This window comes from Pseudomonas sp. EA_65y_Pfl2_P78 (genome assembly GCF_963970495.1).
GTDB classification, from domain to species: Bacteria; Pseudomonadota; Gammaproteobacteria; order Pseudomonadales; family Pseudomonadaceae; genus Aquipseudomonas; species Aquipseudomonas baetica_A.
This window is the reverse complement of sequence record NZ_CAXAON010000030.1, coordinates 1-12,396: the sequence shown is the minus strand read 5'-3', so window position 1 is coordinate 12,396 and position 12,396 is coordinate 1. Positions and strand designations below refer to the sequence as shown.

General features: G+C 59.5%; 15 protein-coding genes. 8 read left to right on the top strand and 7 right to left on the bottom strand.

Going from position 1 to position 12,396, the window contains the following annotated elements:
• Positions 1–15: 15 nt before the first annotated feature.
• The 3 genes from hisA to AACY02_RS20515 all read left to right on the top strand — a co-directional run bounded on the left by hisA (position 16) and on the right by AACY02_RS20515 (position 2,371).
• Positions 16–753 carry a 1-(5-phosphoribosyl)-5-[(5-phosphoribosylamino)methylideneamino]imidazole-4-carboxamide isomerase gene (hisA, locus tag AACY02_RS20525; RefSeq protein WP_339433536.1) on the top strand — a complete coding sequence of 246 codons (738 nt, stop codon included), beginning with the start codon at positions 16–18 and terminating at the stop codon, positions 751–753.
• A gap of 9 nt (positions 754–762) precedes the next feature.
• Positions 763–1,533 (top strand): imidazole glycerol phosphate synthase subunit HisF, encoded by a 771-nt coding sequence (gene hisF, locus AACY02_RS20520; protein ID WP_095058287.1) that lies wholly within the window; start codon positions 763–765, stop codon positions 1,531–1,533.
• Positions 1,534–1,615: 82 nt separating this feature from the next.
• Positions 1,616–2,371, top strand: coding sequence for a substrate-binding periplasmic protein (locus tag AACY02_RS20515; RefSeq protein ID WP_339433535.1), 756 nt, complete (start codon positions 1,616–1,618; stop codon positions 2,369–2,371).
• Here AACY02_RS20515 and AACY02_RS20510 read toward each other — a convergent pair.
• The 5 genes from AACY02_RS20510 to gpmI all read right to left on the bottom strand — a co-directional run bounded on the left by AACY02_RS20510 (position 2,352) and on the right by gpmI (position 8,973).
• Positions 2,352–3,725: a Vps62-related protein gene (locus AACY02_RS20510; protein WP_339433534.1), complete on the bottom strand. Its 1,374-nt coding sequence runs from the start codon at positions 3,723–3,725 to the stop codon at positions 2,352–2,354. The two genes, AACY02_RS20515 and AACY02_RS20510, sit on opposite strands and share 20 nt — an antisense overlap.
• A gap of 118 nt (positions 3,726–3,843) precedes the next feature.
• On the bottom strand, positions 3,844–4,620 hold the full coding sequence (locus AACY02_RS20505) for a divergent polysaccharide deacetylase family protein (RefSeq protein ID WP_339433533.1): 777 nt from the start codon (positions 4,618–4,620) through the stop codon (positions 3,844–3,846).
• A gap of 2 nt (positions 4,621–4,622) precedes the next feature.
• A complete protein-coding gene (locus AACY02_RS20500; RefSeq protein WP_339433532.1) occupies positions 4,623–5,942 on the bottom strand; it encodes a S41 family peptidase in 1,320 nt (439 codons plus the stop codon).
• A gap of 34 nt (positions 5,943–5,976) precedes the next feature.
• A complete protein-coding gene (locus tag AACY02_RS20495; protein WP_339433531.1) occupies positions 5,977–7,263 on the bottom strand; it encodes a murein hydrolase activator EnvC family protein in 1,287 nt (428 codons plus the stop codon).
• 180 nt (positions 7,264–7,443) lie between these two features.
• On the bottom strand, positions 7,444–8,973 hold the full coding sequence (gpmI, locus tag AACY02_RS20490) for a 2,3-bisphosphoglycerate-independent phosphoglycerate mutase (protein WP_339433530.1): 1,530 nt from the start codon (positions 8,971–8,973) through the stop codon (positions 7,444–7,446).
• Positions 8,974–9,126: 153 nt separating this feature from the next.
• Here gpmI and AACY02_RS20485 point away from each other — a divergent pair, with 153 nt between their 5' ends.
• From AACY02_RS20485 to secB, 3 genes are read left to right on the top strand one after another with little or no spacing between them, the layout of a single operon-like run.
• On the top strand, positions 9,127–9,540 hold the full coding sequence (locus AACY02_RS20485) for a rhodanese-like domain-containing protein (protein ID WP_339433529.1): 414 nt from the start codon (positions 9,127–9,129) through the stop codon (positions 9,538–9,540).
• Position 9,541: 1 nt separating this feature from the next.
• Entirely contained in the window at positions 9,542–9,796 is a 255-nt protein-coding gene (grxC, locus tag AACY02_RS20480) for a glutaredoxin 3 (RefSeq protein WP_339433528.1), read from the top strand.
• Positions 9,797–9,852: 56 nt separating this feature from the next.
• The gene (gene secB, locus AACY02_RS20475; protein WP_339433527.1) at positions 9,853–10,338 is read left to right on the top strand and encodes a protein-export chaperone SecB; all 486 of its coding nucleotides are present in this window, start codon (positions 9,853–9,855) and stop codon (positions 10,336–10,338) included.
• 122 nt (positions 10,339–10,460) lie between these two features.
• Here the strand turns inward: secB and AACY02_RS20470 are convergent, their stop codons facing one another.
• Positions 10,461–10,916: a tRNA (cytidine(34)-2'-O)-methyltransferase gene (locus AACY02_RS20470; protein WP_339433526.1), complete on the bottom strand. Its 456-nt coding sequence runs from the start codon at positions 10,914–10,916 to the stop codon at positions 10,461–10,463.
• Between AACY02_RS20470 and AACY02_RS20465 the strand changes: the two genes are divergently transcribed.
• Together AACY02_RS20465 and AACY02_RS20460 are read left to right on the top strand one after the other, a co-directional pair.
• The gene (locus AACY02_RS20465; RefSeq protein ID WP_339433525.1) at positions 10,915–11,355 is read left to right on the top strand and encodes a hypothetical protein; all 441 of its coding nucleotides are present in this window, start codon (positions 10,915–10,917) and stop codon (positions 11,353–11,355) included. The genes AACY02_RS20470 and AACY02_RS20465 overlap by 2 nt on opposite strands.
• Before the next feature lie 403 nt (positions 11,356–11,758).
• Positions 11,759–12,319, top strand: coding sequence for a hypothetical protein (locus tag AACY02_RS20460; RefSeq protein WP_339433524.1), 561 nt, complete (start codon positions 11,759–11,761; stop codon positions 12,317–12,319).
• Here AACY02_RS20460 and AACY02_RS20455 read toward each other — a convergent pair.
• Positions 12,301–12,396, bottom strand: a 96-nt coding sequence (locus tag AACY02_RS20455; RefSeq protein ID WP_221733679.1) for a transposase domain-containing protein, incomplete at its 5' end; no start/stop codon positions are given. The two genes, AACY02_RS20460 and AACY02_RS20455, sit on opposite strands and share 19 nt — an antisense overlap.

Here is a 12,396-nt window from a genome sequence, read left to right as displayed (position 1 = left end):
TTGAAGGTTTGCCAGATGCTGATTATTCCCGCTATCGATCTTAAAGACGGTGCCTGCGTACGTCTGCGCCAGGGCCGCATGGAAGATTCCACAGTGTTCTCCGATGACCCGGTGAGCATGGCTGCCAAGTGGGTGGAGGGCGGTTGCCGTCGTCTGCATCTGGTCGATCTCAATGGCGCGTTCGAAGGCCAGCCAGTCAATGGCGAAGTGGTCACCGCCATCGCCAAGCGCTACCCGAACCTGCCGATCCAGATCGGTGGCGGCATCCGTTCGCTGGAAACCATCGAACACTACGTCAAGGCGGGCGTGAGCTACGTGATCATCGGCACCAAAGCCGTTAAAGATCCGGCGTTCGTCGCTCAAGCCTGCCGAGCGTTCCCGGGCAAGATCATCGTTGGTCTGGACGCCAAAGACGGTTTTGTTGCCACCGATGGCTGGGCTGAAATCAGCACCGTCCAGGTCATCGATCTGGCCAAGCAGTTTGAAGCCGACGGCGTGTCCTCGATCGTTTATACCGACATCGCCAAAGACGGCATGATGCAGGGCTGCAACGTACCGTTTACCGCTGCGCTGGCTGCCGCTACCAAGATCCCGGTGATCGCGTCCGGCGGCATTCACAATCTGGGTGACATCAAGTCGCTGCTCGACGCCAAGGCGCCAGGCATCATCGGCGCCATCACTGGCCGGGCGATCTACGAAGGCACCCTCGACGTCGCCCAAGCGCAAGCTTTCTGCGATTCGTACCAAGGCTGAGGACTGACCATGGCGCTGGCCAAACGCATCATCCCTTGCCTGGACGTGGACAACGGCCGGGTCGTCAAAGGTGTGAAGTTCGAAAACATCCGCGATGCCGGTGACCCGGTGGAAATTGCCCGTCGCTATGACGAGCAGGGTGCCGACGAGATTACCTTTCTCGACATCACCGCCAGCGTCGATGGTCGCGACACCACGCTGCATACCGTCGAACGCATGGCCAGCCAGGTGTTCATCCCGCTGACCGTCGGCGGTGGCGTGCGTACCGTGCAGGACATCCGCAACCTGCTCAACGCCGGTGCCGACAAGGTGTCGATCAATACCGCGGCGGTGTTCAACCCGGAGTTCGTCGGCGAAGCCGCGCAGCATTTCGGCTCGCAGTGCATCGTCGTCGCCATTGACGCCAAGAAGGTTTCTGGCCCGGGTGAAACCCCGCGCTGGGAGATCTTCACCCACGGCGGTCGCAAGCCGACCGGTCTCGACGCGGTCGAGTGGGCGAAGAAAATGGAAGGCCTGGGTGCCGGCGAGATCCTGCTGACCAGCATGGATCAGGACGGCATGAAAAACGGCTTTGACCTCGGCGTGACCCGTGCCATCAGCGATGCACTGGGTATTCCGGTGATCGCTTCCGGCGGCGTCGGCAACCTGCAGCATCTGGCCGACGGCATTATTGAAGGCCACGCCAGCGCGGTGCTGGCGGCGAGTATTTTCCACTTCGGCGAATACACCGTGCAGGAAGCCAAGGCGTATATGGCTCATCGCGCCATCGTGATGCGCTAAGCGCCAAAATCGGTACAGGCCAGTGGACACCATGGCGTACCCAAGGCACTCTTGGGCACGCCATGGATTCCGGTAGCCCGACATGATCAAACGCCTGCTTCTTGTTCTCGCCAGTGCCTCTGTGTTGTTGCTCAGCCCGGCCCGGGCCGAAACCAGTCCTGATACCGATCTGGTGCTTCTCACCGAAAACTTCCCGCCGTACAACATGGCGAAGAACGGCAAGAACTTCGCCCAGGGCGAGAACATCAACGGTATCGCTACCGATATCGTGCGCGAGATGTTCCAGCGTGCCGGCATTACTTACAGCCTGACCCTGCGCTTCCCTTGGGAGCGAGTGTACAAGCTGGCGCTGGAAAATCCCGGTTACGGTGCCTTCGTGATGGCGCGACTGCCGGATCGCGAGAGGCTCTTTAAGTGGGTCGGCCCGATCGGCCCTGACGACTGGATCCTGTTGGCCAAGGCTGACAGCAAGATCACCCTCGAAACGCTCAATGACGCACGCAAGTACAAGATCGGCGCCTATAAGGGCGATGCGATTGCCGAGACGCTGACCAAACAAGGCTTGAAGCCGGTGGTCGTACTGCGCGATCAGGACAACGCCAAGAAACTGGTCAGCGGCCAGATCGACCTGTGGGCAACGGGTGATCCTGCCGGGCGTTATCTGGCGCGGCAGGATGGTGTGAGCGGACTCAAGACCGTGCTGCGCTTCAACAGTGCGCAGTTGTATCTGGCATTGAACAAAGATGTCTCGGACGAAGTCGTTGCCAGGCTTCAGGCCGCACTGGACCAACTGCGCAAAGAAGGCGTGGTGGACGACATCATGGCGCGGTATCTGTAGCCGTCGGCAATTCTGGCTCGGGTAACAGGGCGGCGGGTTCGTCGTTTGTTGCCTGAGTGTCCAGGGGCATTTGCGCTTCTGGTTCCTGCTCGGGAACGACAATGACTTCAGGCTTTTCAGGTACGTACTGGCTGATGTGCAAGCTGTTGCCATCGGTGTAACTGAAACCACTGGTCACCGGTGTGCCATCGGTACGCAGCAGTCTGTAATCGCTCTGAATCAGGTAAATCGCCACGGACTTTTGTTTGTCCACAACCGCTACAACGTCAATGGCGGCTGCGTTGAGCCATTCGTTCGAGTGTATTTCGCACTGGGTGAAATCATGGTTCAGCCTTGCCGAAAACAGGAACGGGTTGGGCAAGTTGGTTTGCCATTGAGCACCAAATTCGACAGAGGTGTTGTAGGTGAATGACCGCAGGCTTCCCGCTCGCTGCGCACGAGGCGCTACCCACCTGAACGTTCTGCTCTCGTTTTCGGCGTTGTGGGCATGGCCGACGAGCAAATACTGATCCGTGCGCTCCAGAAGATACAAAGGCGATCTGCTTAGCTGCTCGAGTGGCGACAGCAATGGGTCTTTTATCGTGAACCACGGAAGTTCGGCGATGTATGTAGGCTGATCCGGTGCCTCCGGCAGGGTCGGTACTTCCCCGCAAAGCAGCGGCGCCACAGGCTTCGGATTGACCTTGATCGGGATCTGCATGCGTAGCGAGTAGACGAGGAAATTCTCGGGTTTTGAGTAACCGGAAAATCCCACAAAGGTGCCGGGGGCCAGGTGGATTTCACCTGTTGCGGCGGTTGGCGGAACGGCATGCCAGGCGCTGATGCTTTGTCGTGCACCGCTCCCCTTGTCGTTCCATGCCAGTTCGCTGGTCGCTGACGCGATCACCAGGTCGGCGCGGACACAACGAACAGCGTTGAACGAAGGTTTTTCGTGGTCGTTTGAACAGACCGAACCCAGCGCCACGTAGCCTTCGGGGGGGATCGGTCGCCAAATCGAGAGGTCTTTCTTCGATCTTGAACCTGCATCTTTCCAGATCAACTCGAAATCGTCGGGGCGGCGCAGTGCCTTGCCTTTGGTGGGGTCAGCGCTGGGTGTGTCAGCTTCGCGAGCCACAACCACCACTCTTTTTCCGTTGATGTTGCCATGGCCGGCAGCGGCGACATCGCCCAAGGGGAAATAGCCTGGCAGTAGATCGGGTGCCGGAGTGGGGTGCCAGAACGCGGCCGGTTTTGTACGCAAACCGGCGGTATCCCAGACACGGAGAAACTCCGTCGTGAAGTTGATCAGAAGGTTATCGATCTTTATGGAGTCAACCTGCCCTGCGGGCGAGGGGATTGGTTCGTGGGTCGTCATAGTCAATCCTGAAAGTAGAAAGGCGACTCAGCGGAGTCGCGACCTGTTGCAGGTCTCACTATCGGGAATTGGGTCAAGTGTCTGGCGGTAACTATGTATTGAGCAACGTATCAGGGTGTTACCGATAAATGCCGTCTTTGCCATGGCCGACCATGGCGCGGTTACTGCGCACACTGATCATCTGCTTGATGTCGATCCACTCGATGCCCTGAGCTGCGAGTTTGGGCAGCTCGCGCTCCAGCACAGCGAGGGTCTGTGGATAAGGGTGGCCGATCATGACGGCCGAGCCCTGCTTGCGGGCCAGGGTGATCGCAGTCTGCAACTGCGTGAAGATCGCCGCTTCAGTGCGTTCGTCATCGAGGAATACATCCCGCGAAACACTCGCCAGATCAATCTTCTGTGCTTGTTGTGCGGCCACTGTCTGCGCGCTGGTGCGACTGTCGACGAAGAATTTGTGCCGGCGCTGCAACTCGCCCATCAACCACGCCATCGCCGCCGGTTGGGACGTCATGCGGCTACCCATGTGGTTATTGATGCCGACCGCGTAAGGGACCTTTTTGAAGGCGGCGTTCAGGCGCTTCTCAAGCGCTTCGATAGGCAGTTCCGGAAGCCAGGCGTAGGGGCCGGTCGCCGGATCCATGGGCATGTGCAGGATAACGATCTTGCCGGCGCGATGGGCTTCGCGGGCAAACTCGGTGGCATGCGGCGTGTCGGGCATGATCGCCGTGGTCACCGGGCCGGGTAGCGCAAGCACACGGCGATCCCGAGGCAGGTTTTGCCCCAGATCGTCGATGATCAGTGTCAGGTAGGCTTTGTGAGGCGTGGGGCTGGCGGGTTCTGCTTGCACAGCACCCGCCAGACAGCACAACAGGACGAAGACGAAACGCAAAGACATCCTCAACGGCCGGACGTAATGCTCAGGCCTTTGAGCAGGCTCAGGGCCTGGGCCAACTGGTAATCGTCATCCTGCGGCATGGCCTTGGCCTTGGTGCCGGATTTGGTCGGTTTGTCGGCGCCGCCATTACCGTTGCTCAAGTGGCCTTGCAGATCGGCTTCCTTGAAGTAATCGCCATCCGCCTCATTGGTGATCTTCGCCTTGCGCACTTCGATGTCCGGGACGATGCCCTGAGCCTGGATCGAGCGGCCGTTCGGCGTGTAGTACAGGGCGGTGGTGATCTTCAGCGCGCGATCGTTGTTCAGCGGCAGCACGGTCTGTACCGAGCCTTTGCCGAAACTGGTGGTGCCCATGATCACGGCGCGTTTCTGATCCTGCAGGGCGCCGGCGACGATTTCCGAGGCCGAGGCGCTGCCACCGTTGATCAAAACGACCATCGGCACCGCTTCGCTTTCGTCCTTGCCAGTGGCGGAGAAGCGCAGTTCGGAGTTGGCGATCCGGCCTTTGGTGTAGACGATCAGGCCTTTGGTGATGAAGTGGTCGACCACTTCCACCGCCGCCTGCAGCACGCCACCGGGGTTGTTACGCAGGTCAAGAACGATGCCGCTGAGCTTCTTGCCATTGTCCTTGCGCATCTTGATCAGGGCCTTGGAAACCTCTTCGCCGGTCTTGACCTGGAATTGGGTGATGCGAATGTAGCCGTAGCCCGATTCCAGCAACTGTGCCTTGACGCTCTTCACTTGAATCACCGCGCGCGCCAGGGTCACGTCGAACGGCGTCCCGCCGTCGCGCACCAGGGTCAGGGTGATTTTCTGGCCGATCTTGCCGCGCATCTTGTCCACGGCTTCGGTCATGGTCTGGCCGCGAGTCGGCTGGCCGTTGATCTTGACGATGAAGTCACCGGCCTTGATACCGGCCTTCGAGGCGGGCGTGTCGTCGATAGGCGAGACGACTTTGATGAAACCGTCTTCGGAACCGACTTCGATACCCAGACCGCCGAACTCGCCGCTGGTGCTTTCCTGCAATTCCGTAAAGTCTTCAGGACCCAGATAGGCGGAGTGCGGATCAAGATTGCTGAGCATGCCCTTGATGGCGTTTTCCAGCAGCGTCTTGTCGTCCACCGGCTCGACATAAGCAGCTTTGATCCGGTCCATGACCTCGGCAAAGGTGCGCAACTCTTCCAGCGGCAGCGGTGCCTTGGAGGTCGCGGCAGTGCCTGCCGGAGCGACGACCGGGGCCGGCTGAGCGGCGAACGCCAGAGGCGCGCCGATCACCAGGGCGATCGTCAGGGCCAGCGAGGTAAGACGGGACAAATGCAGCATGTCGAACGAACTCCTAAAGTTGGTGACTCAACGCCTATCCTTGCGCGCGGCACCATTGCGCCGGATCACTCGGGTGACCCTGCTGACGAATTGCGAAATACAGTGCGGGTGTGTCCTGGCCGCCACTGTTACCCACAGTGGAGATGGACTCACCGGCTTTTACCACGTCGCCGGCCGACTTGAGCAGCGTCTGGTTGTGACCGTAAAGACTCAGATACCCGTTGCCATGATCGAGGATCACCAGCAGCCCGGCACCGCGCAACCAGTCGGCGAACACCACGCGCCCGCCATGTACGGCATGCACCTGGCTGCCGGCGGAGGCGCTGATCATCACGCCGTCCCATTTGGTGCGGGCATCATCGCCACGGCTTTCACCGAAGCGCGCCAGTAGTCGACCATCAACCGGCCAAGGAAGTTTTCCCCGGGTTGCAGCAAAAGGGCCACCAAAGGTCTCGCCGCGGCTGGACACCAAAGGGCCGGAGGATGATCTGGCGGGTTTGCGTGGGGCATCGCTGTTTTCAGCTTGCGCCTCACGCAAACGCTTTTTTTCCGCTTCCTGCTGGGCGATCAGCGCTTTTTGTCGCGCCTCTTCTGCCTCACGGGCCTGGCGGGCCAAGGTTTCTTCAATGGTTTTAAGGACTTTAGACAGGTCTGCCTGATCTTGCTCGCGAGCGGCGAGTTTCTGATCGCGTGCTTTCACGTCGTCGTTGAGTTTGGCGAGGACTTGCTGGCGCTCCTTGCGGACTTTTTCCAGCGCTTCGCGCTGGGTGTCCAGGCTGCTTTTCTGTACCAGCAACTGCGCTTGTTGCATGGCGATGTCTTTTTCGACACTGGCCAGTTGGCGCAGGGTTTCGTTGAAGTTCTTCAACTGCTCCAGGCGGGCCTGGCTCAGATAATCGTAATAGGTGAGGGTACGGGCGAATTTCTCGGGATTCTGCTGGTTGAGCAGCAGTTTGAGGTATTCCTGGCGACCGTTCTGGTAGGCCGCTCGGGCCTGGATCGCGATCAGTCGCTGCTGTTCAGTGCGCGCGCTCTGGAGTTTTTTTTTCTCCTCATCGAGCCGCTGCAGCTCGGATTCGCTCTTGCGCAGTTCCTTTTGCAGGGCATCGACCTGCTTCTGCAGCTTGCCCATCTCGGTTTCGGTGCCCTTGAGCTCTTTCTGAACGCCGGATTTTTCTTCCTGGAGCTTGCCCAGCAGCTTTTTCAGCTCGGCAATGTCCTGGCGCGTGGCGTCCAGTTGCTGTTGGGTTTGCGCGCGCTCGTCAGCGAAGGCCGTTTGGAGCAGGCATGTCAGAGCAAGGGCGATCAGGACGCGAAGCATAGGGGCGGGCGGTACCAGGGTAAGGGACGGCCTAGTATGCCCGCCCGACGCTGCAAAAAAAACGCCCAATTGGGGCTGTGTGATAACTGGAGCCGATTCGCTATTGAAAATAGCGCAAAACCAATGTGGGAGCGGGCTTGCCCGCTCCCACAGGGGTTTGCGGTGTTTTGTTGTTGAGGGTCAGACCAGAATCGAAGTACCGGTCATTTCAGCCGGTTTTTCCAGGCCCAGCAGTTTCAGCATGGTCGGCGCTACGTCCGCCAGCACGCCGCCTTCACGGACCTTGAGGTCGCGCTTGCCGACATAAATGAACGGCACCGGCTCGGTGGTGTGCGCGGTGTGTGCCTGGTGGGTTTCTTCGTCGGACATTTTTTCGCAGTTGCCGTGGTCGGCAGTGATCAATGCTTCGCCGCCGACCTTTTCCAGCGCTTCGACGATGCGCCCGACGCAGGTGTCCAGGCATTCAACTGCCTTCACCGCCGCGTCGAACACGCCGCTGTGGCCGACCATGTCGCCGTTGGCGTAGTTGACCACGATCACGTCGTAACGCTGGTTTTCGATGGCGTCGACGATGCGATCGGTGACTTGCGGCGCACTCATTTCCGGCTGCAGGTCATATGTGGCGACTTTCGGCGACGGAATCAGGATGCGCTCTTCGCCGGGAAACGGTTCTTCGCGACCGCCGGAGAAGAAGAAGGTCACGTGCGCGTATTTTTCGGTTTCAGCGATGCGCAGTTGGGTTTTACCGTTTTTCGCCAGGTAGTCGCCCAGCACGTTTTCCAGGCTGCCGGGAGCAAAAGCCGACGGTGCCGGGATGCTCGCGGCGTACTGGGTCAGCATCACGAAACCGGCCAGTTCGGGTTGGCGGGCGCGTTCGAATTCCTTGAAATCGTCTTCCACGAACACGCGGGTCAGCTCGCGGGCGCGGTCGGCACGGAAGTTCATGAATACCATCGCGTCGCCGTCTTCGACCTTCACCGGCTCGCCAATGGTGGTGGCTTTGACGAATTCGTCGCTCTCGCCGCGCGCATAAGCCGCTTCCAGGCCTTGTTGAGCGGTCGCGGCGTTGAATTCGCTGTGGCCGTCGACGATCAGGTTGTAGGCCTGGGATACACGATCCCAGCGGTTGTCACGGTCCATGGCGAAGTAGCGGCCGACGATGCTGGCGATGCGTCCCTTGCCGAGCGCTTTGAACGTCGCATCGAGCAGTTCGATCGACGAAGCGGCGCTTTTTGGCGGGGTGTCGCGGCCGTCGAGGAAGGCGTGCAGGTAGATTTTTTCGGCGCCGCGCTTGAAGGCCAGTTCGGCCATGGCGATCAGGTGATCCTGATGGCTGTGTACGCCGCCATCGGACAGCAGGCCCATGAAATGCACGGCTTTGCCGGCGGCCACGGCTTTATCCACAGCGGCGCAGAGGGTCGGGTTCTCGAAGAACTCGCCGTCGCGGATCGATTTGGTCACTCGGGTGAAGTCCTGATACACCACGCGACCGGCGCCGAGGTTCATGTGGCCGACTTCGGAGTTGCCCATCTGGCCGTCCGGCAGGCCGACGTCCATGCCGCTGCCCGAGATCAAACCGTTTGGCACGGTGGCCCACAGGTGATCGAGTACAGGCTTTTTCGCCGCATAAACGGCATTGGATTCGTGGCTGTCACTGTGACCGAAGCCGTCGAGAATCATCAGAACCAAAGGTTTAGGCGTGGTAGTCATGGAATCCACTCGTGGCTAATAAAGAAGGGGGAGATGGAAAAGGGAGTTGGAGTTTAAAGCGAAGTTCCGACGGCGTCACCGCCGGACGGGGTTTGGCCCACCATAGTGGCTGTGTATACTGGCCGACATTTTAACGCCCTGGAACCTCCTTCGATGGTTGCTCACCTGATTGAATTTGCCACTAACCACTACATTCTTGTCGGTATCTTCGTCGTACTGCTGGCTCTGCTGCTGGTGCACACGATGCAGGGCGGCGGTAAAAGCCTGAGCACCGGCGAGCTGACCGCGCTGGTCAATAAAGATGCAGGCGTGGTGGTGGACATCCGTCCGGCGAAAGATTACGCCGCTGGCCATATCGTTGGCGCGATCAACATTCCCCAGGACAAGCTGGTTGCTCGCATCGGCGAGCTGGAAAAACACAAGGCCAAAACCATCATTCTGGTCGACGCACTGGGCCAGACCGCTGGCACCCACGCTCGCGAGCTGATGAAATCCGGCTTCACTGCCGCGAAGCTGTCCGGCGGGATCTCCAGCTGGAAAGGCGACAACCTGCCGCTGGTGAAGTGATATGAGTGAAGTCATCGTCTACTCCAGCGATTACTGCCCTTACTGCTCGCGAGCCAAGTATCTGCTGGCGAACAAAGGTGTGGACTTCAAAGAGATCAAGGTCGATGGCAAGCCGCAGGTGCGCGCCGAAATGACCCAGAAGGCCGGGCGCACGTCCGTGCCGCAGATCTGGATCGGCAGCAAGCACATTGGCGGTTGTGACGATTTGTATGCCCTGGAACGCGCGGGCAAGCTCGACGCGCTGCTCAAGGCCTGAACGGCTGCACCCACGTACAGCACTCCCTAAAGACCCAAGATCGATAAGGATCTGAGATGACTGACCAACAGAACACTGCAGCCAGCGAAGAAGAAACCGCACCGCAATTTTCCTTGCAGCGCATCTACGTACGCGACCTGTCATTCGAAGCCCCGAAAAGCCCGGCGATCTTCCGCCAGCAGTGGGATCCGAGCGTCGGTCTGGATCTGAACACTCGCCAGAAAGAGCTGGAAGGCGATTTTTTTGAAGTCGTGCTGACCCTGTCGGTGACCGTGAAAAACGGCGACGAAGTGGCCTTCATCGCTGAAGTGCAACAGGCCGGTATCTTCCTGATCAAGAACCTGGACCCGGCTTCGATGAGCCACACCCTGGGTGCGTTCTGCCCGAACATCCTGTTCCCGTACGCCCGTGAAACCCTGGACAGCCTGGTGACCCGTGGTTCGTTCCCGGCACTGATGCTGGCTCCGGTGAACTTCGACGCCCTGTACGCGCAAGAGCTGCAGCGCATGCAGGAAAGCGGCGAGGCCCCGACCGTTCAGTAAACGGTTAAGCAACACCCTTGTGGGAGCGGGCTTGCTCGCGAAAGCGGTGTGTCAGGCGACATTGATGTCAGCTGATACGGCCCCTTCGCGAGCAAGCCCGCTCCCACATTTGTTTTGCGGTGTTATTTGAAACCGTTCTGGCGCCAGGCTTCGTACACGGCCACTGCCACGGTGTTGGACAGGTTCAGGCTGCGGCAGCCTTCGCGCATAGGCAGGCGCAGGCGTTGTTCGGTGGGCAGGGCGTCGAGTACCTCTGGCGGCAGGCCACGGCTTTCCGGGCCGAAGATGAACGCATCGCCCGGGACGAACGCGGCATCATGGAATGGCCGCGAACCCTTGGTGGTGAACGCGAACAAGCGTGGATTGCCCAGGCTCTCCAGGCAACTGGCAAGGTCGGCGTGACGTTGCAGCGTGGCATATTCGTGGTAGTCGAGACCGGCCCGGCGCAAGCGCTTGTCGTCCATCTCGAAGCCCAGCGGTTCGATCAAATGCAGGTGGCAGCCGCTGTTGGCGCACAGCCTGATAACGTTGCCGGTATTCGGCGGAATTTCTGGTTGAAAAAGGATGACGTGAAACATGCACGGCTCCGAAGGTAAAGATGACGCGCATTCTACGCCGCAAGCGGACCCGCGTTCGAAACTATTCCCGCGGGTGATCGGTTCGCTGGCGATTGTCGGTTTGATGATCGGTTTGATGATCGGTCGCCTGACCACGCCGGATCCGAGCGTGCTGCAGCAGGTTGACGTCACCGACGATGGCCTGGTGGTGTGGTTCAACAACGAGCCCAAGTTGCACGGCGAGATCGTCGATGGTGCGGTGGCGTTGTTGTTTCAGGCCGAAGGCCGCGCGCAGAAAGGTCAGCTCAAGCTCAATGGCAAAGATGTGAATTGGCGTACGCGAGCAAGTGACGGTGGGCTGCTGCTGACAGTACTGGCGGCGCGGCCGCTGCAAGCAGAATGGGCCGGCAGCAAGTTCGATGACCGCTGGCGGCTGGAGATTCGACTGCACGCGAACTAAGCCGAGGCTTACCGTCCTGCTGGTTCACTCCCACGCTGATTGATGCCGTTTCCTACCACACAAGTCTGCCTTTCCGCTCTTCTTCATCGCTAGTGCGCGCTATCGTGCGCTTCTCTTTCAAACCGGCAGGATGCCGGAACCTTCGTCCCTTGAGCGAATGCCAAGGGCGAGTTCTTCAAGGATGAAAAACATGCCAGTAAAACCACCTCGCGGTGGCAGTACCCACGTGGATGTTCCAGGTAGCTCGAGCCGATCGGTTCAGGCGGACACTTTGCTCCCCGGCCCATCGGGCCGCCGAGGCGCCAATTCGGGTATTTCTCTCGATAATCCTCATCCGCGAGCCGGCTCTTCCGGGGATGCAAGCGTTGATGCCATCCGCCCGGCGCCGGCCGTCGTTGTACACATGGCTCCCGATGACATCCGTCCTCCGGCAGCCGCGCCGCTGCTGGAGAATTACGTGATCAACGCAGGCGTAATGCTTCCGGGTGCCGACAGTAGAGGCATCAGGGTTTTTAACAAGCAAACTTACGTCGATCTGTCAGAGGGCGGCACTGTTCTTGTCGCAATGGATCTGGTCGAGGCAACGGTTCGTGCCCGGTTATCCCGTGAACGGTATGCCTCGGGACCGGAGTTGGTGCGCGACAATGACAGCGGCCTCTGGCATGCGCGCGAGGTGGTTGACTCGACCCTTCGAGCGCAAGTCAAACAATACCTTGCGCAACTGTCTGATCGACAGGCGGATGACTTTGTATCCCGGTTTGGTGACAAGGAGACGGTAGAGGCGGAACTCAAGCGTATTCAATCGGGTTTGCCGCAACTGGAGCGTGAATTAAGCGTCTGGACGGATGCGCTCAAGGATTCTCCCGGCGCTGAGCGCGCTAGTCGACTGTTAATGAGTAGCAAGCTGATTCAACGTAAGCGTCTGCCCAACTCACGTTGCGTAAGTCAGACAGATACCCACTGATGCGGCAGCAGTTGGTCGATCTCACTCGCCCGTTGCGTCGGCAACCGCGTCAGCACATCTTTGAGATAGGCATACGG

Coding starts and splice junctions, on each gene's coding strand:
- hisA (WP_339433536.1), top strand. CDS start 16: ATGCTGATTATTCCCGCTATCGATCTTAAAGACGGTGCCTGCGTACGT.
- hisF (WP_095058287.1), top strand. CDS start 763: ATGGCGCTGGCCAAACGCATCATCCCTTGCCTGGACGTGGACAACGGC.
- AACY02_RS20515 (WP_339433535.1), top strand. CDS start 1,616: ATGATCAAACGCCTGCTTCTTGTTCTCGCCAGTGCCTCTGTGTTGTTG.
- AACY02_RS20510 (WP_339433534.1), bottom strand. CDS start 3,725: ATGACGACCCACGAACCAATCCCCTCGCCCGCAGGGCAGGTTGACTCC.
- AACY02_RS20505 (WP_339433533.1), bottom strand. CDS start 4,620: ATGTCTTTGCGTTTCGTCTTCGTCCTGTTGTGCTGTCTGGCGGGTGCT.
- AACY02_RS20500 (WP_339433532.1), bottom strand. CDS start 5,942: ATGCTGCATTTGTCCCGTCTTACCTCGCTGGCCCTGACGATCGCCCTG.
- AACY02_RS20495 (WP_339433531.1), bottom strand. CDS start 7,263: ATGCTTCGCGTCCTGATCGCCCTTGCTCTGACATGCCTGCTCCAAACG.
- gpmI (WP_339433530.1), bottom strand. CDS start 8,973: ATGACTACCACGCCTAAACCTTTGGTTCTGATGATTCTCGACGGCTTC.
- AACY02_RS20485 (WP_339433529.1), top strand. CDS start 9,127: ATGGTTGCTCACCTGATTGAATTTGCCACTAACCACTACATTCTTGTC.
- grxC (WP_339433528.1), top strand. CDS start 9,542: ATGAGTGAAGTCATCGTCTACTCCAGCGATTACTGCCCTTACTGCTCG.
- secB (WP_339433527.1), top strand. CDS start 9,853: ATGACTGACCAACAGAACACTGCAGCCAGCGAAGAAGAAACCGCACCG.
- AACY02_RS20465 (WP_339433525.1), top strand. CDS start 10,915: ATGCACGGCTCCGAAGGTAAAGATGACGCGCATTCTACGCCGCAAGCG.
- AACY02_RS20470 (WP_339433526.1), bottom strand. CDS start 10,916: ATGTTTCACGTCATCCTTTTTCAACCAGAAATTCCGCCGAATACCGGC.
- AACY02_RS20460 (WP_339433524.1), top strand. CDS start 11,759: ATGGCTCCCGATGACATCCGTCCTCCGGCAGCCGCGCCGCTGCTGGAG.